The sequence below is a fragment of the Campylobacter concisus genome, assembly GCF_003049735.1.
Classification (GTDB): Bacteria; Campylobacterota; Campylobacteria; order Campylobacterales; family Campylobacteraceae; genus Campylobacter_A; species Campylobacter_A concisus_AN.
Map to the genome: position 1 here is coordinate 262,190 of NZ_PIRM01000001.1, position 21,228 is coordinate 283,417.

A 21,228-nucleotide genomic window follows, 5' to 3' on the forward strand; every position below is an offset into this window, starting at 1 on the left:
AAAGGAGCAGAAAATGGATAGCGTTATACGTTTTAGTGTTTCTTTACCTAGTCAGTTACTAGACGAACTAGATAAAAAGGTTAGCGAACAAGGCTATGCTTCTAGGAGCGAATTTACGAGGGATTTGATACGCGAAAAGATCGTAAGTGATAGCTGGAAGGACGCTAGTGAGGAGTTGATCGGGGTTTTGACGCTCATTTATATGCATCATCACAACGATTTGGTGAATAAAAAGATGGATATAGAGCATAGCTCTGATGTGAAAATCATCTGCACAAACCATGTTCATGTCGATCACCATAACTGCTTAGAAACGATTTCAATAAGAGGCGAGGCTGGCAAAATTGAACGCTTTGCTGAAAGGATCGCCGGCTTAAAGGGCGTAAAATTTTCTAAACTCACAAGGGCAGCTATTCCTAGGTTTTAGTTTTTTAAGGGTCTTTATGGGTTTTAGGAATTTTTGGGATTTTTTTATAGGTGAAGCTAGCGGTGGTATCTTTCTTATCGCTGCTGCTTTAGTGGCATTTATCTTTGAAAATATTTTTTTAAGCAGTTTTTATAACTCATTTTTACAAATCGATACAAGGCTAAATTTTGGCAGATCGCCGATACAAAAGCCCCTTATCCTTTTTGTAAATGATAGTTTGATGGCCGTTTTTTTCTTTTTACTTGGGTTTAGACTTAAGCGAGAAATTTTTAAAGCGAAGCTTAGGAGTCTGGCCCAAGCTACCTTGCTAAAAATTTTTATCATCGGTAGCATTTTAGCTTCTGTATTTTTTTATATTTTAAATCACAATTATATTTTTTTGTTGAAAGACTAAGGCAGTGTCAATGGACATAAATACGGCATTTAAGACACTGGCTAGAAATTTGGTGTTTTGTATATCTTATAAAAGAGAGTGTGAATAATGAACTTTTTAAATAGAATTTTTCTAACAAAAGAGCTGGATCGGTGGCAAAGTGACGGCATAGTCGATAAAGAGACCGCTATAAAAATAGCAAATTTATATGACATCGACCCTGACGCTCATAGTGACAAGATAAGTTTTGTCCTAAAGCTCGTAGCATATCTATTTTTTGCACTAGCCTTTTTTACGCTCGTTGGTGCAAACTGGGAAGAGATACCAAGACTAGGACGTTTAGCACTTGTGTTGTTTGTGCTTGGGCTTGTAAATTTTGGTGGAATTTACTATCTCACAAAGGGAAAGGAAAATCTATCAACAGCGATGTTTTTTCTTGGAAATTTCTGCTTTGGTGCGGCGATTGCTCTTATTGCTCAAATTTATAACATTAGCGATGAGCCAAGTGGCGGTATCTTGCTTTGGAGTATCGGAGCGTTTGCGGTTTCTTTTGCTAGTAAAAAAGGTATATTGGTAGCCCAAAGCCTTATCTTTGCGACAGTTTGGTTTTTTATGATAGCTTATCAGGGTGATTTTGGCTTTGGCTTTATCATTTTTATAGCACTTGGCGCATATACGCTTTACAAAGACGACTCAAAATGGCTTGCTTTTGTGCTTTTTATAGATATTTTTATATACATCATTTCATTTTGCGGCTACATTAGTGGTCTTAGAGCGATATTTGATTATGGATTTTTGTTTGGACTTCCGATGGTTGCGATCGTATCGCTATCTTATGCGCTTTTACTTATTAGCATTTCGCCGCTACTAGATAAATTTAGAGTAGGGCTTGGCGCATTTACGAAAGAATTTGGTAAAAATTTTGGCGTTTTTGTGTTGTTATTTTGTCTATTTTTATTTGAAGAAAGAAATTTATTTGAGGCTGGAGATGAAGAGCTTTGGTTTGTAAAGTCGTTTTTTAAAAGCAACTTTGGCTTTGTCTTTATCTTATTTAGTGTTGCTTATTTTGCACTATTTTTTAAAGAAAAAAATAAGAGCGGCTTGCTGCTTGGGGCGCTGCTCGTGTCGTTGCCATTTGTCTTTAGCTACGGGCCTGGATATGCAAATATATTTTTCTCGCTTGCAAATATCATAACAGCTGCGGTTCTTATCAAAAAGGGTGAGTTAAAACTCGGTCTTTGTATGATATTTTTGGTTGCAGCCGTGAGGTATTTCCAACTCATAGGTGATTATATCGGTGCTACGGCGCTATTTATTGTGTTTGCTTTCATAGTGCTAGTTGTGGCTAGAAAAGGACGTAAAAAATGAAGATAAAAGTATTAATAGTAGCTGTAGTTTTTCAAATTTTGCTTATTGGCATTATGCTTGGCTACGCACTTATGCCACTTTATTTTGGACAAGAGGTAAGAGTAAGGGTAAATCTTTACGATCCAAGAGATCTTTTTCGCGGAAACTATGTTGATTTAAACTATGAATTTTCAAATTTTCATTCAAGAAATTTTGACGAAAATGATAAAGATGACCGCTATATCGACCAATATGATGAGAGAGTAAGAGATGGGGCTAGGGTTTATGCTGTTTTAAAACCAGATGTTAATGGCACCTACAGCTTTGCTAAATTTAGTATAAGCAAGCCAGATAATGGAGTGTTTTTAGCTGGTAGATATGATGGCTACTCGCTTGTAAAATACGGCATAGAGCACTTTTATATGTCGCCTGATAGTGCAGCTAGTACCGAAGATGAAATGAGAGAAGAAGACGTTCATGCATATGCGGTTTTGATGGTGATGGATAATGGCAAGGCTAGACTAAAGGATCTAATAATCCAAAAGAATGCCCAAAAAAATAGTAAAAAACTACTTGGTGATGAAAATTTTGATAAGTTGGATGAGATTAGGCAAAAAGAGTAAAGTAAATTTAGTCAAAATTCTTTTGCAAATTTCATTTATATTTTTAAATTTAAATAAAAATTTAAATAAATTAATTAATTTTGATCTATTTGCAAAAACTCCTAAATTTTAATTTTATTTTTAAATTTAAGAGTTAAAATCTCCATAAATTAATAAAAAAGGATGAAAAAATGTGTAAAGATTGCGGTTGTTCAATGGGTAATCACGCCCACACTCACACTCACACTGATGGCACCACTCACTCGCACCCACACACTCATGATGGACATACAGATCACGCTCATGACGCACATGAGCATAGCCATGAGGCTCACGCACATCCAGTGCTAAACGAGAGTAAAACCATAGACGTGATAGAGAAAATTCTCTCAGAAAACGACAAAGAGGCCGCTCACAACAGAGCGCATCTTGATGAGAAAAAGATACTTTGTGTAAATTTGATGAGTAGCCCAGGCGCTGGCAAGACGACGCTTTTAGAAGCTACGATAAAGGCTGGTAAGTTTAAAATAGGCGTTGTTGAGGGCGATCTTGAGACAAATCAAGATGCTGATCGCATAGTAAAAGCTGGCGCAAAGGCTCATCAGATAAGCACAGGTCAGACCTGTCACTTAGACGCATTTATGGTACATGAAGGGCTTCATCATCTGCCACTAAACGAGCTTGATCTAGTCTTTATAGAAAATGTTGGAAATTTAGTCTGTCCTGCAAGCTACGACGTTGGCTCACATTTTAACGCTGTGCTTCTTTCGGTACCAGAGGGCGATGACAAGGTGAGCAAATATCCAGTGATGTTTAGGGCTGCTGACGTGCTTCTCATCACAAAAGCATCGCTTGCGCCACACTTTGACTTTGACATCGAGCGAGTGAAAAACGACGCTAGAAAGCTAAATCCAAAGGTTGACATCTTTGTTGTAGATAGCAAAACAGGTGAGGGCATCGATAAGTGGATAAGTTATTTGGAATTTAAAAAAGAGCTAAGATAATGTGTCTCTCAATCCCTTCAAAAGTAATAGAAATAGATGAAAATAACGTTGCTACCGTTGAGACTTTGGGCGTTACTAGAAAGGTAAGCCTAGATCTCATCTCTGAAGAGGTAAAAGTTGGCGAATACGTGCTAATCCACGTTGGATACGCCATGCAAAAGATCGATACGCAGTTTGCGCTTGAGAGCTTGGAGGTCTATCAAAAGATCGCTGATGATATGGATGCGGGGAAAATTTGATGGATCTTATCAATGACTTTCGCGATAAAAATTTAATCCTAGCCCTTTCAAAACTTATCCAAAAAGAGAGCACAAAGCCCCTAAATATCATGGAAATTTGTGGCGGTCACACGCATAGCATTATGAAATTTGCACTGCCAAGCTTAGTAGGAGAGCATATAAATTTCGTCCACGGCCCAGGCTGTCCAGTCTGCGTGATGCCAAAAAGCCGCATAGATGAGGCCTGTAAGCTAGCTAGTATGGATAATGTGATCTTTTGCACGCTAGCTGACATGCTAAGAGTGCCTGGCTCAAAGACAAGCTTGCAAAAGCTTCGCGGCGAAGGACACGACATAAGGGCACTTTACACTCCACTTGATGCGCTAAATATAGCTAAGCAAAATCCAGAAAAAAAGGTCATATTTTTTGCGATCGGCTTTGAGACAACGACTCCGATGAGTGCAAATTTGGTTGAAAAAGTGGTGCAAGAGGGCATTAAAAATTTATACTTTCATATAAATCACGTAACTGTTCCAGCCCCAGTTAGAGCCATAATGAGCGATGAAAACGTGAGGATAGACGCATTTTTGGGTCCAAGTCACGTAAGCGTCATTACTGGAAGTAAAATTTATAAAGAGCTAGCAAGCGAATTTAAAAGACCTATCGCCATTAGCGGTTTTGAGCCGCTTGACATCATGGCAAGTGTGCTAAATTTAGTCCGTCAGCAAAACGCAGGCACTTATGAAGTCTATAACGAGTACGCAAGGGCTGTCAAAGAAGAGGGCAACGTCAAGGCAAAAGAGCTCATAGCTAAGTACTTTGAGCCGTGCGACTTTGTTTGGAGAGGCCTTGGCGAGATAGCGCAAAGCGGCATGAAGCTAAGAGATGAGTTTGCCTATCTTGACGCCAGAGTGCAGTTTGACTGCAGCGTAGAGAGCGCTAGTGAGAGCAAGGCTTGCATTTGTGGGCAAATTTTAAGAGGGCTAGCAAAGCCGACTGATTGTAAGGTCTTTGGCAAGGTCTGCAACCCACAAAATCCGATAGGATCGTGCATGGTCTCAAGCGAGGGCGCTTGTGCGGCATATTTTAAATACGCAAGAGTTGGTTAAGGAATTTAATGAAAAAGATAATGCTAAGCCACGGCGGCGGCGGCGAGGAGATGAACTCGCTTATAAACGAGACGATATTTAAAATTTTCGATAACGAAATTTTAAGGCAGAGCAACGACTCGGCGATATTAAATTTAAACGGCAAGATCGCATTTAGCTCTGATAGCTTTGTGATAACTCCCATTTTTTTCAACGGTGGCGACATCGGCAAGATCGCAGCTTGCGGCACGATAAACGACCTTACGATGGTTGGAGCAAGCGCAAAATACCTAAGCTGCTCGCTCATCATCGAAGAGGGGCTTAGTATAGAAGAGCTTGAAACGGTACTTGGCTCGCTTGCAAAAACTTGCAAAGAGAGCGGTGTAAGCGTAGTTTGTGGCGATACAAAGGTCGTGCCAAAGGGCAAATGCGATAAAATTTTCATAAACACAGCAGGCATCGGCGAGATAGTTTGCGAAGGCGTGGAGCTTAAAAATTTAAAAGCTGGGGCAAAAATTCTCATCTCTGGAGATGTTGGCAGGCACGGCGGTGTGGTGCTAGCTGCAAGAGAGGAATTTGAGCTTGGACTTGATCTAAAAAGTGACTGCAAGAGCTTAAAAGAGGTTGCTTTGAGGCTATTTGAGGCTGGTATAAAACCGCAGTGCATGCGTGATGCGACAAGAGGCGGACTAAGTGCAGTGCTAAATGAATGGACTAAATTTGCTAAATTTGACATCTTGGTTTTTGAAGAAAATATCAAGGTCGCAGACGAAGTGATGGGCGTTTGTGAGCTATTTGGTTTTGAGCCTTATGAGCTTGCAAATGAGGGCACTTTTGTGATGGCTGTTGATGAGAGTCAGGCCGAGGACGCGCTTAATATTTTAAGAGAATTTGACAAAAATGCGATGATAATAGGCGAGGTAATGGAAGCAAAAAACGAGCGTGTCATTATCGAAAACGCCTATAAATCAAGAAGATTTCTCGAGCCGCCAAAGGGCGAGCTACTACCAAGGATCTGCTAATGCACGAGCTTAGTATCGTTCAAAATTTAGTTAGCCTTTGCGAGAAAAATGCCGCCAAAGAAAATGCCAAAGAGATAAGCAAGATCGAGATAAAGGTTGGCCGTTTAAGCGGAGTGGAGCCTCATTATCTAGAGAGTGCCTTTGACGTTTATAAGGCTGGTACGATCTGCGAAAACGCCGAGCTTGTCATAAATTTACAAGGCATTGTGATCGAGTGTTTGGATTGTGGATTTGGCGGGGAGCTTAGCGAAAATGACTTCACCTGCCCAAAGTGTAAAAGCCAAAATTTAAAGGTGACTGACGGCGAGGATATGTATCTCATGCGCCTTGAGATGAAGTAAATTTAAATCGCAGTTTAATTTAATCAAGCCTTGCCAGCAAGCAAAACAATAGCTATAACTTGTCTAGACTACTAATATGGCACTATAAAAATTCTCTTTTATGATTTTGCCCCCTTAAAAGCATAAAACTACTTCTTTATTCAAATATCAAAAACGGAGCCTGAATCACGTTTCTTATTATCTTTAGTGGCGAGAGCAGGGCGTCTTGCAATATCTGCGTCGAGTATTCAGGCTTATCGGTAGTGCCTCGTATGGCGATGACTGTTGAGAGCGAGCGGTCCTTGCCAAGAATTATTTGATTTACCAGTGGAATTTTATCAATGATACTGCTAGCGTCTTTTAGTAGCTTTAGCTCAAGGTCGATATTTATCTTTTTACTCTTTAGATCGATCGTGCCACGCCCACCGATATCAGCGCTTGTGCCTATCATTTCAATCGCTAAAAACTCGATCATATCACCATTTCTAGTGAGTAAAATTTTACCATTTTTAACAGTAAAGCCCTTGTCATTAAAATCAGGTGTTTTAAAGCTAAGAAGCGATGGAATCGAGTTTAAAAAGCTAAGCAGTCTTTGATAAAAGATATAATCCTTTAAAAAAGTATCAAAAAATCTCACCTCTGCCTTGAAATTCTTAGAGTTTTCTCCAAGCATTTTTAGGCGAAATTTACCACCCTCAAAGCTCTTGATGCCAAAAAGATCGTTGATAAATTCTCCGCTTATGTCGGTTGCGTCTAAATTTATACTCTTTTCATCATTAAAATAGCCAAGTCTACCTTGCTGAGCTAGGCCATTTAGCGAGGTGCTTTTGCCCTTTTTCTCGGCACTAAAGCTAGCAAATGGCAAGGTCTTGTTTAGATCCCTTAAAATGATATCGCCATTTTTTGCTAAAAGCTCAAGCGGCGTGCTTTGTTCGCTGGTTTTGTTATCATCAAGCACTAGCAAATTTAGATCTTTAGTTTTTACGTTTATGGCTTTTTCTTTTATGTCCAGGCTTAGCTTTTTACTTGCACTATCTACCTTCACACCAGCTTTTGAGACTAAAATTTTAAGATCATCGTTTTCATATTTTGAGCCATTTTTATCTAAAAACGGCAAGTCAAAGTTTACCTCTTTGGCAAAAATTTCAAGATCAGTAAAATCCTTGCTTTTTATACTAAGTTCATCAAAACCACGCACACCGTTTTGCTTTAAAACAGGCGAGCTCTCTATGAAAAATTTACTATTTTTTGTTGATATTTTACTTTCACTGCCAAAGCTCATATCAAGCTCAAATGGCTCTATCTTAAGCAAAGTTTCACCAGCCTTGCTAAAGTCCAAAAATGCGTTAAATGGCTCATTTTTAAAGGCTAAAATTTCATCATTTTTCTCTTTTAGATCAAAGCTTTCTATCACGCCTTTTATCTCGCCAGTACTTTTTTGTAAATTTATATCAGCCTTAGTATTTGCTTTAAAAAACTCAAGCCCAAAGCCAGTAGCATCGATGCTTAAATTTGTCGTATTTATGAGCTTTACGAGAGCATTTTTGGTATTAAATTTACTCCCAGCAATCTCTAAAACCGCATCACTTAGCTTAAATTCTCCATTTGCAATGACGCTTTTTTCATCAAAATTTTCTAAGCTTTTCTCATCAAGCTTTATCAAAATTTTTAAGCTAGCATCCATTTTTCCGCTAAGCTGCCTTACTGGCACGATGATTTTATAAGCTTTTAATATCTTATTTATAGTTTCATCATAAATTGATTTTGTCTTTATAAAAAGCTCTAAATTTGCGCTTTTTTCATCAAAGATATTATTTATCGTAACATTTGAGCCATCAAGTTTTTTGCCCTTGTAAATAGGTGAAATAAGATCAAATTTAAGCTTTGAGTTTTTAAGCGTGATATTTGCCTCGCCTACATTTACGGCTGGCAAGCCTTTTTCAAATTTAACGAGCAAATTTTTAGTATTTGCGGTGGCATTTAGATCATTTAGATAAAAGTCATTTTTAGCTAGATCCACCTTGCCGTTTATCTCTTTTAACTCGTAATCATCAGCAATGATGTATCCATATATCCAGTTTTTAACTTCACTATTTAGCTCTATGCGTCTGTCAAGCTCATCAATGAAGTTTTTAATGCTTCCAGCCTCGACATCATAAGCCTTGTAAGTTAAAAATGTATCTTTTAGGGCAAAATTTAGCTTACCGTGCAGCTCATGAGAGGTGAAATTTCCTTCAAATTTATAGTCATTTTTATCAAAATCTGCACTCCCTTCGCCGCTAATGCTCACGTTAAAATCCTTAAAGCTTAAATTTCTAACGCTAAAAAGATCTATTCCGTATTGCTGTTCGTTTTGGAATTTAATATCCACATTTAAATAAGGGCTATCAACAAAAAATATATCATCTAAAAATAGAATTTTTAGTTTAAAATCATCTCCTATTTGCACATTTTCAAGTGAAATTTCTTGAAAAATCGTATCTATAAAATCTACGCTTTTACTAAGATTTAAAAGGCGCTCATCGCTGCTTTTTTGCTTACTCTCTTTCTTAAAATTTGGGAGCTTTATCTGCTTTGCTCTTGCAATTATTTTTTTATCTAATTTTATATATAATTGCTCCAATTTTACGCCGTAAAACTCGAAATCGTTAATTTTTATGCCGTATTTTAAAAGTAAGATAAATGAAAGAATCAAGATGATAAAAAATTTTATAAAAAAGCCATATTTAGACATTTTTTTTGATATCGTAGCCATCATTTTCCTAAGTATTTTTGTCTATTTGGCACGCCCTATAAACACAAGCAAGGTCGTTTTTATACCAAAGGGAAGTGTGGGCGAGATTATATCTTATTTAGCTAATCGCAACTTTAACTTAAGCGTGATAGACAAATACGCCATACTTTTTATCGGCTCTCCGCAATCTGGCTGGATAGAGATCGGCCAAGATAAAATTTCAAGGGTTGATTTTTTAAAAAAACTCGCAAAGTCAAAAGCGGCTTTAACCGAGATAACGCTAATACCAGGCGAAACGACTATCGTTTTTTTAAACCAGATCGCCGCCCAGCTAGGGCTTGATTCAGTTAAGCTAAATAGCGAATATAACGCTCTTGCTCCAGTGAGTGATGGCTTTTTGATGCCAAATACATACAAAATCCCAATAGGTATCAGCGAAAGGCACCTTGCTTTTTATCTTGTAAATTCATCAAGAAAGGCTCAAAGCGATATCAGCAATAAAATTTTTGGCGAATACAACGAGAAAAAATGGTTTAAAATTTTAACGATCGCTTCGATCATTCAAAAGGAAGCTGCAAATGATGCTGAAATGCCACTTGTCGCCTCAGTCATTTATAACCGCCTAAATAAGGGCATGAGGTTGCAGATGGACGGCACACTAAACTACGGAATTTATTCACACGATGTGATCACGGCTGAGCGCATAAGAAGCGATATGAGCGAGTTTAATACCTATCTAAACGATGGTATCCCGCCAAGTCCGGTCTGCTGCGTCTCGATAAGCGCGATCAAAGCGGCGATAAACCCTGCAAAGAGCGATTATTTATACTTTGTGCTTGATAGAAAGGCGAAAAAACACATTTTTTCAAAAACCTTAAGCGAGCACAACCAAAATATAGGAAAATAGAGCTAGAATTTGCGGCAAATGCCTAAAATACAACGAGATTTAATAAAGAAAGTGATAAATTTTAAAAAACTAAAAGGGCTAAAATGAGTGACATTATCTGGACCAAAACTGACGAAGCACCGCTTTTTGCAAGCTACTCTCTTTTTCCTATCGTAAAGAGCTTTTTATCTCGTGCTGGCATTAGCATAACAAGGGCTGATATTAGCCTAGCTGGGAGAATTTTATCTCTTTTTAGCAAAGAGCTTGGACTAAATAAGGCCGATGAGCTAGAACTTTTGGGCGAACTGACCGCTCACAAAGAGGCAAATATCATAAAACTGCCAAACATCTCAGCTACGCTCGTTCAGCTAAAAGCGGCTATTGATGAGCTAAGAAGCAAGGGCATAAATGTGCCTTTTTATCCAGATGAAATCATCACAGACTACGACGAAGAGGTTGCTAAAAAATACCAAAAAGTGCTTGGCAGCGCGGTTAATCCAGTTCTTAGACAAGGAAACTCAGATAGAAGAGTCTTGCCACCAGTTAAAGAATTTGCCAAAAAACATCCACATAGCAACGGTGACTGGGATAAGGCAAATAAGACAAAAATTTGCTACATGCAAAAGGGCGATTTTTATGAGAATGAGCGCTCTATTATTGCTAGTAAAGATGAGAAATTTTATATAAATTTTGTGAGCACGGATGGCAAAAAAGAGCTTTTAAAAGAGCTTGCCATCCAAAGCGGCGAAATAGTTGATGCCACATATTTAAGTGTAGATGAGCTAGATAAATTTTATGTAAGCTGTTTTGAAGAGGCAAAAAAAGAGAATTTGACCTTGAGCCTGCACCTAAAATGTACGATGATGAAGGTTAGCGATCCAGTCATCTTTGCTCACGCGATAAAAAGTTATTTTAAAGAGGCTTTTGAGCTATTTGGTGAAGAGTTTAAAACTCATAGCGTGGAGGCAAAAAACGGCTTAAAAGATATGTTTTCTAAAATTTCAACTCTTAAAAATAAAGATGAAATTTTGGCTAAATTTGATGAAATTTTTAGCAAAAAGGCAAAAATTTGGGCATTAAATGAAAGTGCTAGCAACTTTGATGTGCCAAATGACGTTATCATCGATGCCTCCGTGCCTGCGCTTATTAGAAATTCTGGCAAGGTAAAAGATAGAAGTGGCGAGCTAAATTTCTCGCTTTGTATGATCCCAGATAGAACATACGCTAGGGTTTATGAGGCTTGTGTAGCGGACTTTAAGGAGCATGGCGCGCTTGATGTGAGCAAGATCGGTAGCGTAGCAAACGTGGGGCTCATGGCTAAAAAGGCTGAGGAGTACGGCAGCCACGATAAGACTTTCATCGCAAAAGAAGATGGAGAATTTGTAGTTTTTGATGAGGCTGGTGAGAGTGTCTTTAAATTTAGCGTCAAAAAGGGCGACATTTTTAGGATGACTCAGGCAAAGGATGATGCGATAAATGCGTGGTTCGAGCTTGCTTTAAAAAGAGGCGAAATCTCAAAAGATGAGCTTATATTTTGGCTAGATAGTAGCCGTGTTCACGATAGAAATTTGATAGCTAAATTTGAAAAATTTAGAGAGAAATTTGCTAGCGCTGGCGTAAAATTTGAAATTTTAAACTACGAGCAAGCGACTGCAAAAACGCTTAGCTTGATAAGAGCTGGCAAAGATGTCATAGGCGTCACTGGTAACGTTTTAAGAGATTATTTAACCGATCTTTTCCCGATCTTTGAGCTAGGTGGCAGCTCAAAAATGCTCTCAGTCGTGCCGCTACTTGCTGGTGGAGCGATGTTTGAGACGGGCGCTGGTGGAACGGCTCCAGCGCTTGTAAAAGAGCTAAAAGAGAAAAACCATCTACTTTGGGATAGCCTCGGCGAGTTTTTAGCGCTTAGTGCTTCGCTCGAGCATTTAGCGTTTGCTAAGCAAAAAAAAGAGGCAAAAGAGCTAAGTGATGCGCTAAATAGAGCGGTTGCTAGCTATTTGGACGAAAACAAAACGCCAAACGCCACTCTTGATACCAGAGAATCGCACTTTTATTTGGCACTTTTTTGGGCAAGAGAAATGGCAAAAAGTGGTGGAATTTTAAGTAAAATTTTTGAAAATTTAGCAGACGAGCTAGAGAAAAATGAGAGTGAAATTTTAAAAGATATAAGACAAGATGATGGCGCAAGCGTGGAATTTGGCGGATATTATTTGCCAGATGAAACAAAAGCAAATGAGGTCATGAGACCAAGTAAAATTTTAAATCAAATAATAGGATGAGAAAATGAAAATAAGTATAGTTGGAGCTGGAAACGTCGGTGCGAGCATAGCTTATGCGCTTTGCATGAGAGAAGTTTGCGATGAGATCGCGCTTGTGGATATATTTGGTGATGTGGCACGTGCAAAAGCGATCGATCTAGCGCAGTCAAGCTGCGTTTTTAATGCTAAAACTACCGTTTGCGGTGGCGATGACTTTATGCTAATAGAGGGCAGTGATATCGTAGTGGTAACTGCTGGAAGCCCAAGAAAAGAGGGTCAAACAAGAGAGGACTTGCTCCTTAAAAATGCCGTAGTCGTAAAACAAACAGCTCAAAATATCGCAAAATTTGCACCAAATGCGGTGATAATCGTCGTGACAAATCCGCTTGATGTGATGGTCTGGACGGCTCATAAATTTAGTGGTTTTAGCAAAAATAAAGTGATCGGCATGGCTGGTGAGCTTGATGGGGCAAGATGCAGATATGAGCTAGCGCTTCTAAAAGACAAGGACGCAAAAGGGCTAAAGACAAAGATAATTGGCGCTCACAACGACGAGATGATCGTATCTGCTAGTAACATTAGCGAAAATTTAAACGAAAATGAGCTAGCAACTCTTAAAAAAGAGACAAGCACAGGTGGCGCAAAGATCGTTAAACTCCTTGGCACTTCAGCTTACTACGCACCAGCAGCTGCAGTTGTGAAAATGTGTGAAGCGATCATGGGCAAGAGTGATGAAATTTTAAGTGCTAGCGTGCTTCTTGATGATGAGCTAAGTTGCGGCAGGCTAGTAAGGCTTGGACGCGAGGGCTTAAAAGAAATTTTAGAGCTAAATATAAATGAAAGTGAGCAAGAGCAGCTAAGTAAAAGCGAAGCTGATATTAGAAAAAACATTAAATTTTTAAAAGAAAATTTGGATTAGGAATATAGATGATAATAAAAGAAAATGTACCTGTTTGGGTCGATGAGAGCAGGTGTAAAGCCTGTGATGTCTGCGTGAGCTACTGCCCAGCAGGCGTGCTAGCGATGAGGCTTGAGCCAAAAGCAGTGCTTGGTAAGATGATAGAGGTCGTCTATGCTGACTCATGTATAGGCTGTCGCGACTGCGAGCTTCACTGTCCTGATTTTGCTATTTATGTGGCTGAAAAAGGCTTTAAATTTGCAAAGCTAACGCCTGAGAGCAAAGAGCGAGCTGCAGCCGTAAAGGCAAATAAATTTGCAAAGCTTGGAGAGAGCGCATGAGAGAGATAGTATCAACTGGAAATGCCCTAGTAGCAAGGGCTGCGGTCGAGTGCGGCTGTAACTTCTTTGGCGGATATCCGATCACTCCAAGTAGCGAGATCGCACACGAGCTAAGCGTGCTTTTGCCAAAACATGGCGGCACATTTATACAAATGGAAGATGAGATAGCTGGAATTTCAGTTTCTCTTGGCGCAAGTGCGAGTGGTGCTAAGGCAATGACTGCTAGCTCAGGACCTGGAATTTCACTAAAGGCTGAGCAAATTGGCCTTGGCTTTATCGCTGAGATACCGCTTGTCATCGTAAACGTAATGCGCGGTGGCCCTTCAACTGGCTTGCCAACCCGCGTCGCACAAGGCGATATCTTGCAGGCCAAAAACCCAACTCACGGCGATGTAAATATGATAGTACTAGCGCCTAGCAGCCTAGAGGAGTGCTATACGCAGACAGTTCGAGCGTTTAACCTTGCAGCTAGGTTTATGACGCCAGTTATGCTGCTACTTGATGAGACGATAGGACACATGCAAGCAAGGGTGCGTTTGCCAGAGATTAGCGAGCTAGAAATTTATAAAAGAAAAGAATTTAGCGGCGAGCCAAAAGAGTATAAACCTTATGAGGCCGCACCAGATGAGCCAGCCACGCTAAATCCTTTCTTTAAAGGCTATCACTACCATATCACTGGGCTTCATCATGGTGCTACTGGCTTTCCAACAGAAGATGGAAAGATCGTTGAATACTCTATGAATAGGCTATTTAATAAGATAAATTTACACGTAGATGAGTGCGAGAAATATGAAGAGTTTATGCTTGATGACGCTGAAATTTGTATCATCGCCTTTGGTAGTGTGGCTCTCTCAGCCAAGCAAGCGATATTAAATTTACGTGAAAAAGGGCTAAAAGTAGGGCTGTTTAAGCCACTCACACTTTTTCCAGCTCCAGCTAAAAAGCTAAAAGAGATATCAAATAAATTTAATAAAATTTTAGTCTGCGAGCTAAATTTAGGTCAGTATAGTGGCGAAATTTCAAAAATCATATTAAGAGATGACTTTGCAAAACTGCTAAAAGCAAACGGCAGACCGATAAGTCCAAGCGAGATCGAGGCAAAGATAGGAGAAATTTATGGCTTTTAATTATGATAAATATTTACGAACAGATAAAATGCCTACTCTTTGGTGCTGGGGTTGCGGCGACGGCGTCATACTAAAGGCGCTCATCCGAGCTATCGATACCATGGGCTGGGACATGAATGACGTTTGCGTAGTCTCAGGCATAGGCTGTTCTGGCCGCTTTAGTGGATACCTCGACTGCAATACCATTCACACAACTCACGGCAGAGCCGTAGCCTACGCCACTGGCGTAAAGATGGCAAATCCAGATAAACACGTCATCGTGGTAACTGGCGATGGCGACGGGCTAGCGATCGGAGGCAATCACACGATACACGGATGCCGCCGAAATATCGGGCTAAATCACATCTTAATCAACAACTTCATCTACGCGCTAACCAACTCGCAAACCAGCCCAACCACGCCAAAGGGCATGTGGACGGTCACAGCACAATACGGCAATATCGATCCTAGCTTTGACGCCTGTAAGCTCGCAACCGCCGCAGGTGCTAGCTTTGTCGCGCGTGGTAGCGTCATCGAGCCAGAGAAGCTCACAAAGCTCTTTGTAGAGGGCTTTAGCCACGATGGATACAGCTTTTTTGATGTATTTTCAAACTGCCATATAAATTTAGGTCGCAAGAACAAAATGGGTGAGGCGGTGAAAAATTTAGAGTGGATAAAGGGCCGCACGACGAGCAAGGTCAAATTTGATATGTTAAGCGATGAAGAAAAAAAGGGCATTTTCCCACTTGGCGTGCTTCATAAAGATGAAGAAAAGATCGAATACACCAAAGCTTACGACAAGGTAAGAAAGGCTGCTATGAGCGGAGAGAAGATAAATTTTGAGGAGCTAGCATGAAGTCACAATTAAGATTTGTCGGCGTTGGCGGGCAGGGCGTCATATTAGCAGGCGAGATCCTCTCAGCTGCTAAGATAAAAGCAGGCGGATACGGCGTCAAGGCATCTACCTACACATCTCAGGTACGTGGCGGTCCAACGAAGGTCGATATTATCCTTGATGGGAAGGAAATTTTATATCCTTATGCAAACGAGGGCGAGATAGACTTTATGCTTGCCACTGCGCAGATAAGCTACGATGCCTTTAAAAGTGGTGTGAAAGAGGGCGGTGCGATCGTAGTTGAGCCAAATTTGGTAAAAGTAAGCGACGAGGATAAAAGTCACTGGAAAATTTATGAAATTCCTATTATTTCTATCGCAAAAGACGAGGTTGGTAACGTCATCACTCAAAGCGTCGTCGCTCTTGGCGTGGCGGTGGCTATGAGTAAATGTATGGATGAAAATTTAGTGCGTGAAGAGATGCTAGCAAGCGTGCCTGAAAAGGTTAAAGAGGCAAATGCCAAAGCTTACGAGCTAGGTCTAAAATACGCAAAAGAGCTTTTAAAATAAATTTTGGCTAATTTTTAGCCAAAATTTCTACTATAAACAGAAAAATCAATTATTACTTTTCTTAAAATTTTAAGCATAACTTGTCGATATAAAAGATTATATTTATAGTATTTATTTATCTTATCAAAGCTATGAAATTTTTAAAAAATAGTCCTTATAATGCCTTATTTTAGCTTTCTTAAATAAAATATATTTTTAAATATTTAATAAATTAATAAATTATATTTAAGATTTGTTTTAGTAACATTTCAGATGTAAAATTTTTGTAAAAGGGGTGAAAATTGAGTTACAAAATCTCAGTTGCAACATGTGCTGCACTCTTGATGTGCAGTGGTTTTTTAAGTCAAGTTTTTGCTGTGCAAACGACAAAGCTTGAGGGCGTTGAAGTAAATTCAGTCGGTGACAACATCAGCGAGAGCGGCATCGATGAAGGAATTTTAAACAAAAGAGTGGCAAGCGGTCCTTTGGCTGACAAAAAAGTTATAGATATGCCTTATCAAGTAAATACGATCTCAAAAGAGGTTCTTGATAACCAAGGTGTTCAAGGTTTTGAAGAAGCAGTTAGATACTTCCCTTCAGCACAAATTCAATATCGTGGTGGAGCTGAGATCGGTCGTCCACAAACTCGTGGTTTTCAAGGTAGTGTAATCGGTAATGTCTTTTGGGATGGCTTTTATGCTGCATCAACTACAGCTATACCTATGGCTATGTTTGAGAGCCTTCAAGTGCAAAATGGACTTGCTGGCTCACTTTATGGTGCTGGTGCGCCTACAGGGTATTTTAGTTACTCTCGTAAGCGCCCAGTTTCACTTCAAAACATCATCTGGACTGATTACAGCTCAAGATCAAATTTAGGCGTAGGTCTTGATACTTCAAATAAATTTGAAAAAGTTGGATATAGAGGCGTCTTTTACTACTCAGGTGGTGAAAAGAATGCCAAAGATAGTAAATTCTCTCGTCGCTTAGCCTCACTTGGACTTGATTTTTACCTTACAGAGAATTTAACACTTGAGACAAACTTTAGCCATTACGAGCATGAAAATTCTGGAATGCCAGGTGGATTTAGTATGCCAGTATCAAACGGAGTGGCAAAATTTGATGTGCCAAGCCCTGTAAAAGATACTAAAAGGGGACTTGGTCAGACTTTTGGGGGTAATTATCTAAAAACTCAAACAGCTAGTGTAAAGTTAAAATACGCTCCAACAGATAACTGGTATTTTGAAGGTGGCTATCAGTGGCAAAATGCTTTAAGAAATATGTATGGTCCTAGTAATACTTTTTTAAATAGTGACGGCAAATTTAATGTAAAAGAAGATTATACTCGTAGCGGTGCTTCTGGTAAATTTCAAGTCCATAGTTGGTTCGCCAAAGCTAACACCAGTTTTGAAACAGGAAGCATAGTACATAACGTAGGTTTAGCAACTAATGGATATAGATTTAAAATCTATTCTGGAAAAACTACTGGTGACAAAAAAGATTACGGTAATTCTTATTTAAGCAACCCAGTAGTGTTTAATGATACTCATGTAAATAGAGGTGATGGTTTATATAAATCAAGATACTCTGATACTAAAAACGTAGTATTGGTAGATGATATAGCTTTAAACGATAAATTTAGCACTATCTTATCTTTCTCAAATTCATGGTTTCAAAGCAATGTCATAAATAAAAATACTGGCAAAAAGACAAAAACTTATGATAAAAACGGACAAAGTTATGCGGTCAGTTTTGTTTATAAGCCTATTGAAAATTTAAATCTTTATACAACTTACGCAGACAGTATCTCAGATGAACAATCGTCATACACATTTCCAAACTCACATCCAAGACGAGGAGAAATGATCGTAATAGAACCTATCAGAAGCAAACAATATGAGATCGGTGCGAAAACTAGACTAGGTGAGCTTGATCTATCAGCTGCGATCTTTGAGATCAAACGTCCAGTAGCATATCTAGTTGGTAGTGGAGCAAGTGCTGATTTTAAAGTTCAAGGCACACAAAGAAACCGCGGCTTTGAGCTAACTACTGGTGGAAAACTTGTTGATACATTAAGTATGTATGGTGGCTTTACACTTCTTGATGCTAAGATAAAAAATGCTAAAGACGGCGTGTCTGAGGGTAAAACAGTTATCGGTGAGCCAAAAATTCAAGCAAATGTCTTGTTTGACTATGCTGTGCCAAACACAAACAAACTTGCATTTACAACAAATTTTCACTACACAGGCAAGCGCTACATCGACAATGCCAACGCTCATAGCGTAAATGGCTACTTTACAACCGATCTTGGTGCTAGATACACTACAAAAGCTTGGCTAGGCAAAGAGACAACTATAAGATTTAACATAAATAACCTCTTTGATAAAAAATACTGGGCAGGAATGTTCCCGTCTGACGTAGATGGTGGAGGCAATGGAAGACCTACAACTTCGCTTTTCTTAGGACAAAGCAGAACCTTCATGCTTTCAGCTCAAGTTCAATTCTAAAACCAAAACTAAAGCCAAATTTATTTTGGCTTTAGGCTCTTTAAATTTGCCCTTTTTGTAGGGCAGATTTAAATAACCAAAGGGAGAGAGATGCAAGGGCTGGTTGATTATCAAGCGATTTTGGAGAGAGTGTTTTTGCCTACTTTACAAAAAGTAAAAGGCAAAGATGGCGGCGTAAATTGGGATGATTTCGCAGATATGTATAACGAGATGACTGGCATGGAGACAGCCTCTACACTAAATTTACTCTCAAATCTGCCTATCACAAAAGATGACAGCGTGCTTGATGTGGGGTGTGGTCCAGCAAGGCTTAGCGTGCCACTTGCAAAGCTAGCAAAGAGCGTTAGCGCGCTAGATCCGTTTGCAAAAATGCTTGAATATGCCAAAAAAAATGCAAAAGAGGCTGGGGTAAAAAATATAAATTTCATCCAAAAAGACTGGAGTGATGAGCAGAGTTTAAAGGATTTACCAAAACATGACATCGTGCTAGCATCACGCTCAGTTGGGCTTTTTGATATAAAAAAGCTTTGCAGATTTGCTAAAAAATATGTCGTGATGACCTCATTTTTGCCAGATCATCCAAGCCTAAAAGATATCTGGCAAGACTTCTTAAAAGGGATAAAAGATGAAAACGAGGCAGGACTAAGTGACAGGAGATTTGGATATAACTTTATCTTTAATATCGCCTACGACATGGGAGCAAATCCAAATTTAAAGATAATAGACACCACTTACGAGAGGGATTTTGCTAGCCTTGAAGAGGCGTTTGACCACTTTAAATTTGTCGGCAAGATCGCGCCCGAAAAAGAAGAAATTTACAAACGAAACGTAGAAAAGTATCTTACTAAAACAAATGACGGCTTTAAATTTAAAAGAGAAACCAAGAGCTATCTTATCTGGTGGGACGTGCGGGAGATAAAATTTGAGTAGCCAAAAGATCATTTTTGCATTATTTGCGCTACTTTTGTTGGTGCTCTTTTTTTCTCTAGGCATCGGACGCTACGAGATAAGTTACGCTCAAATTTTTGAGTTTATAAGATCAGCTATTTTAAACGAGCAATCAAGCGACGAGCAAGGATATACGGTCTTTACGCTCATTCGTTTGCCAAGGGTGCTTTTTGCCATCTTAGTTGGTGCAGCGCTTGCTAGCTCTGGAGCTGTCTATCAAGGTCTTTTTAAAAATCCTTTAGTCTCGCCTGACATCCTTGGCGTCTCAAGTGGCGCAGCTGTGGGAGCAAGCGTGGCTATCATCTTAAATTTCAACTACATAGGCGTGCAGCTTAGCGCCTTTGGCTGCGGTCTTTTTGCTGTTTTTGCTGTCGTTTTTATAAGCAGCGTCATCGCAAAGGGCAGGCTAAATTTACTCGTGATGGTGCTAACTGGCATCGTCATCTCATCTCTTTTTGGAGCGCTTAGCTCGCTCATAAAATTTCTAGCTGACAGCGATGATAAATTGCCAGAAGTTACTTTTTGGCTGATGGGAAGCCTTGCAAGAAGCGGCGGATATAAAAATTTGGCTCTGCTTTTTTGCGTAGTTATGATCTGTCTTGTGCCACTTTTTATGCTTCGCTACAAGCTAAATACGCTTAGTTTTGGCGAAGAAGAGGCTAGGGCGATGGGGCTAAATGTGAAATTTTACAACATCATAATCATCATCGCCTCGACACTTCTAACCGCTACTTGCGTATCATTTTGCGGTATCGTGGGCTGGGTGGGGCTTGTCATCCCTCACATCATGCGCTTTGTCGTGGGAGCAAATTTCATCACGCTCTTTCCAGCTTCGCTGCTTGGCGGAGGGCTATTTTTGCTTATAGTCGATACCACTTCACGCAGTCTAATGGCAAGTGAGATCCCACTTGGCGTCATCACTTCGCTAGTTGGCGCGCCTCTTTTTGTCTATCTGCTCTATAAGAGCAAAAAGGGTTTTGCGTGAAATTTGAGATAAAAAATTTAAGCTGCGGCTACGATAAAAAGGTCGTTATAGAAAATTTCAATGCAAATTTACAAGATGGCGACATCTTTTGCCTGCTTGGTAGCAACGGCGTTGGCAAAACGACGACGTTTAAGACGATACTTGGCTTTTTAAAGCCACTTGGGGGAGAAATTTTAATAGACGGCAAAGACGCGCTAAAGATGAGCGAGAAAGAGCGAGCAAGCTTTATAAGCTACGTCCCGCAAGCTCACACTCCGCCATTTGCTTTTAGCGTTTTTGATGTGGTGATGATGAGTGCAAATGCAAGACTTGGTATATTTGAGCGGCCTAGCAAAAAGGATGAAAAGATAGCGCTAGATGCGCTAAAGACGCTAAATTTAGAGAGCTTTAAAGATAAAATTTACACCGATCTAAGTGGTGGCGAGCGGCAAATGGTGCTGATAGCTAGAGCATTAGCACAACGCTCAAAGGTGATGCTACTTGACGAGCCAACGGCAAATTTAGACTTTGGCAATCAAATGCGAGTTTTAAAAGAGATAAAAAAGCTTGCAAAGCAAGGCTATATCATCATCCTCACCTCTCATCAACCAGAGCAGGTCTTTTATCTAAATGCAAAGGTCGCGATGCTTGGACGAGATAAAAACTACATCTACGGCGAGGCTAGCAAGGCTATGAGTAGCGAAAATTTAAAGAAAATTTACGGCGTAGATATACGAGTGGTGAAAAATATCATCGATGAGCGCGAGCATTACTCTTGCGTGATGGTGGATTGAAAGGAGAAGAT

General features: G+C 39.6%; 21 protein-coding genes. 20 read left to right on the top strand and 1 reads right to left on the bottom strand.

The window, feature by feature from the left end; all coding sequences use genetic code 11:
* Positions 1 to 13 precede the first annotated feature (13 nt).
* The 9 genes from nikR to hypA all read left to right on the top strand — a co-directional run bounded on the left by nikR (position 14) and on the right by hypA (position 6,422).
* On the top strand, positions 14 to 427 hold the full coding sequence (gene nikR / locus CVS97_RS01345) for a nickel-responsive transcriptional regulator NikR (protein WP_021091291.1): 414 nt from the start codon (positions 14 to 16) through the stop codon (positions 425 to 427).
* A 16-nt stretch (positions 428 to 443) separates the two neighbouring features.
* Positions 444 to 821, top strand: coding sequence for a Na+/H+ antiporter NhaA (locus tag CVS97_RS01350; RefSeq protein ID WP_107784808.1), 378 nt, complete (start codon positions 444 to 446; stop codon positions 819 to 821).
* A gap of 87 nt (positions 822 to 908) precedes the next feature.
* Positions 909 to 2,168 (top strand): DUF2157 domain-containing protein, encoded by a 1,260-nt coding sequence (locus CVS97_RS01355; protein ID WP_107784809.1) that lies wholly within the window; start codon positions 909 to 911, stop codon positions 2,166 to 2,168.
* Positions 2,165 to 2,770, top strand: coding sequence for a GDYXXLXY domain-containing protein (locus tag CVS97_RS01360; protein WP_107784810.1), 606 nt, complete (start codon positions 2,165 to 2,167; stop codon positions 2,768 to 2,770). The genes CVS97_RS01355 and CVS97_RS01360 overlap by 4 nt, the downstream gene beginning before the upstream one ends.
* A 170-nt stretch (positions 2,771 to 2,940) precedes the next feature.
* Positions 2,941 to 3,753, top strand: a complete 813-nt coding sequence (hypB, locus tag CVS97_RS01365; RefSeq protein ID WP_103606744.1) for a hydrogenase nickel incorporation protein HypB — start codon at positions 2,941 to 2,943, stop codon at positions 3,751 to 3,753.
* Positions 3,753 to 3,992, top strand: coding sequence for a HypC/HybG/HupF family hydrogenase formation chaperone (locus tag CVS97_RS01370; protein ID WP_103559617.1), 240 nt, complete (start codon positions 3,753 to 3,755; stop codon positions 3,990 to 3,992). The genes hypB and CVS97_RS01370 overlap by 1 nt, the downstream gene beginning before the upstream one ends.
* Complete coding sequence (gene hypD / locus CVS97_RS01375) at positions 3,992 to 5,080, top strand: hydrogenase formation protein HypD (RefSeq protein WP_107784811.1); 1,089 nt, start codon at positions 3,992 to 3,994, stop codon at positions 5,078 to 5,080. Before CVS97_RS01370 ends, hypD begins: the two co-directional genes overlap by 1 nt.
* An 8-nt stretch (positions 5,081 to 5,088) precedes the next feature.
* A complete protein-coding gene (hypE, locus tag CVS97_RS01380; RefSeq protein ID WP_107784812.1) occupies positions 5,089 to 6,081 on the top strand; it encodes a hydrogenase expression/formation protein HypE in 993 nt (330 codons plus the stop codon).
* Positions 6,081 to 6,422 carry a hydrogenase maturation nickel metallochaperone HypA gene (hypA, locus tag CVS97_RS01385; RefSeq protein WP_021089151.1) on the top strand — a complete coding sequence of 114 codons (342 nt, stop codon included), beginning with the start codon at positions 6,081 to 6,083 and terminating at the stop codon, positions 6,420 to 6,422. Before hypE ends, hypA begins: the two co-directional genes overlap by 1 nt.
* A gap of 136 nt (positions 6,423 to 6,558) precedes the next feature.
* Here the strand turns inward: hypA and CVS97_RS01390 are convergent, their stop codons facing one another.
* Entirely contained in the window at positions 6,559 to 9,024 is a 2,466-nt protein-coding gene (locus CVS97_RS01390) for an AsmA-like C-terminal domain-containing protein (RefSeq protein ID WP_107785193.1), read from the bottom strand.
* Positions 9,025 to 9,097: 73 nt separating this feature from the next.
* Between CVS97_RS01390 and mltG the strand changes: the two genes are divergently transcribed.
* The 11 genes from mltG (at position 9,098) to CVS97_RS01445 (ending at position 21,217) form a co-directional block, all read left to right on the top strand.
* Entirely contained in the window at positions 9,098 to 10,042 is a 945-nt protein-coding gene (gene mltG, locus CVS97_RS01395; RefSeq protein ID WP_107784813.1) for an endolytic transglycosylase MltG, read from the top strand.
* 83 nt (positions 10,043 to 10,125) lie between these two features.
* The gene (locus CVS97_RS01400; protein ID WP_107784814.1) at positions 10,126 to 12,300 is read left to right on the top strand and encodes an NADP-dependent isocitrate dehydrogenase; all 2,175 of its coding nucleotides are present in this window, start codon (positions 10,126 to 10,128) and stop codon (positions 12,298 to 12,300) included.
* Positions 12,301 to 12,304: 4 nt separating this feature from the next.
* Positions 12,305 to 13,198 carry a lactate/malate family dehydrogenase gene (locus CVS97_RS01405; protein WP_103582827.1) on the top strand — a complete coding sequence of 298 codons (894 nt, stop codon included), beginning with the start codon at positions 12,305 to 12,307 and terminating at the stop codon, positions 13,196 to 13,198.
* A gap of 8 nt (positions 13,199 to 13,206) precedes the next feature.
* Positions 13,207 to 13,518 carry a 4Fe-4S dicluster domain-containing protein gene (locus CVS97_RS01410; RefSeq protein WP_021091402.1) on the top strand — a complete coding sequence of 104 codons (312 nt, stop codon included), beginning with the start codon at positions 13,207 to 13,209 and terminating at the stop codon, positions 13,516 to 13,518.
* Positions 13,515 to 14,645, top strand: a complete 1,131-nt coding sequence (locus CVS97_RS01415; RefSeq protein ID WP_107784815.1) for a 2-oxoglutarate synthase subunit alpha — start codon at positions 13,515 to 13,517, stop codon at positions 14,643 to 14,645. Before CVS97_RS01410 ends, CVS97_RS01415 begins: the two co-directional genes overlap by 4 nt.
* A complete protein-coding gene (locus CVS97_RS01420; protein ID WP_107784816.1) occupies positions 14,635 to 15,480 on the top strand; it encodes a 2-oxoglutarate ferredoxin oxidoreductase subunit beta in 846 nt (281 codons plus the stop codon). Before CVS97_RS01415 ends, CVS97_RS01420 begins: the two co-directional genes overlap by 11 nt.
* Positions 15,477 to 16,028 (top strand): 2-oxoacid:acceptor oxidoreductase family protein, encoded by a 552-nt coding sequence (locus CVS97_RS01425; RefSeq protein WP_107784817.1) that lies wholly within the window; start codon positions 15,477 to 15,479, stop codon positions 16,026 to 16,028. Before CVS97_RS01420 ends, CVS97_RS01425 begins: the two co-directional genes overlap by 4 nt.
* A gap of 281 nt (positions 16,029 to 16,309) precedes the next feature.
* On the top strand, positions 16,310 to 18,511 hold the full coding sequence (locus tag CVS97_RS01430; protein WP_107784818.1) for a TonB-dependent receptor: 2,202 nt from the start codon (positions 16,310 to 16,312) through the stop codon (positions 18,509 to 18,511).
* Positions 18,512 to 18,601: 90 nt separating this feature from the next.
* Complete coding sequence (locus tag CVS97_RS01435; RefSeq protein ID WP_107784819.1) at positions 18,602 to 19,441, top strand: methyltransferase domain-containing protein; 840 nt, start codon at positions 18,602 to 18,604, stop codon at positions 19,439 to 19,441.
* A complete protein-coding gene (locus tag CVS97_RS01440; protein WP_107784820.1) occupies positions 19,434 to 20,444 on the top strand; it encodes a FecCD family ABC transporter permease in 1,011 nt (336 codons plus the stop codon). Before CVS97_RS01435 ends, CVS97_RS01440 begins: the two co-directional genes overlap by 8 nt.
* Positions 20,441 to 21,217: an ABC transporter ATP-binding protein gene (locus CVS97_RS01445; protein ID WP_107784821.1), complete on the top strand. Its 777-nt coding sequence runs from the start codon at positions 20,441 to 20,443 to the stop codon at positions 21,215 to 21,217. The genes CVS97_RS01440 and CVS97_RS01445 overlap by 4 nt, the downstream gene beginning before the upstream one ends.
* The last annotated feature ends 11 nt before the right edge of the window (positions 21,218 to 21,228 follow it).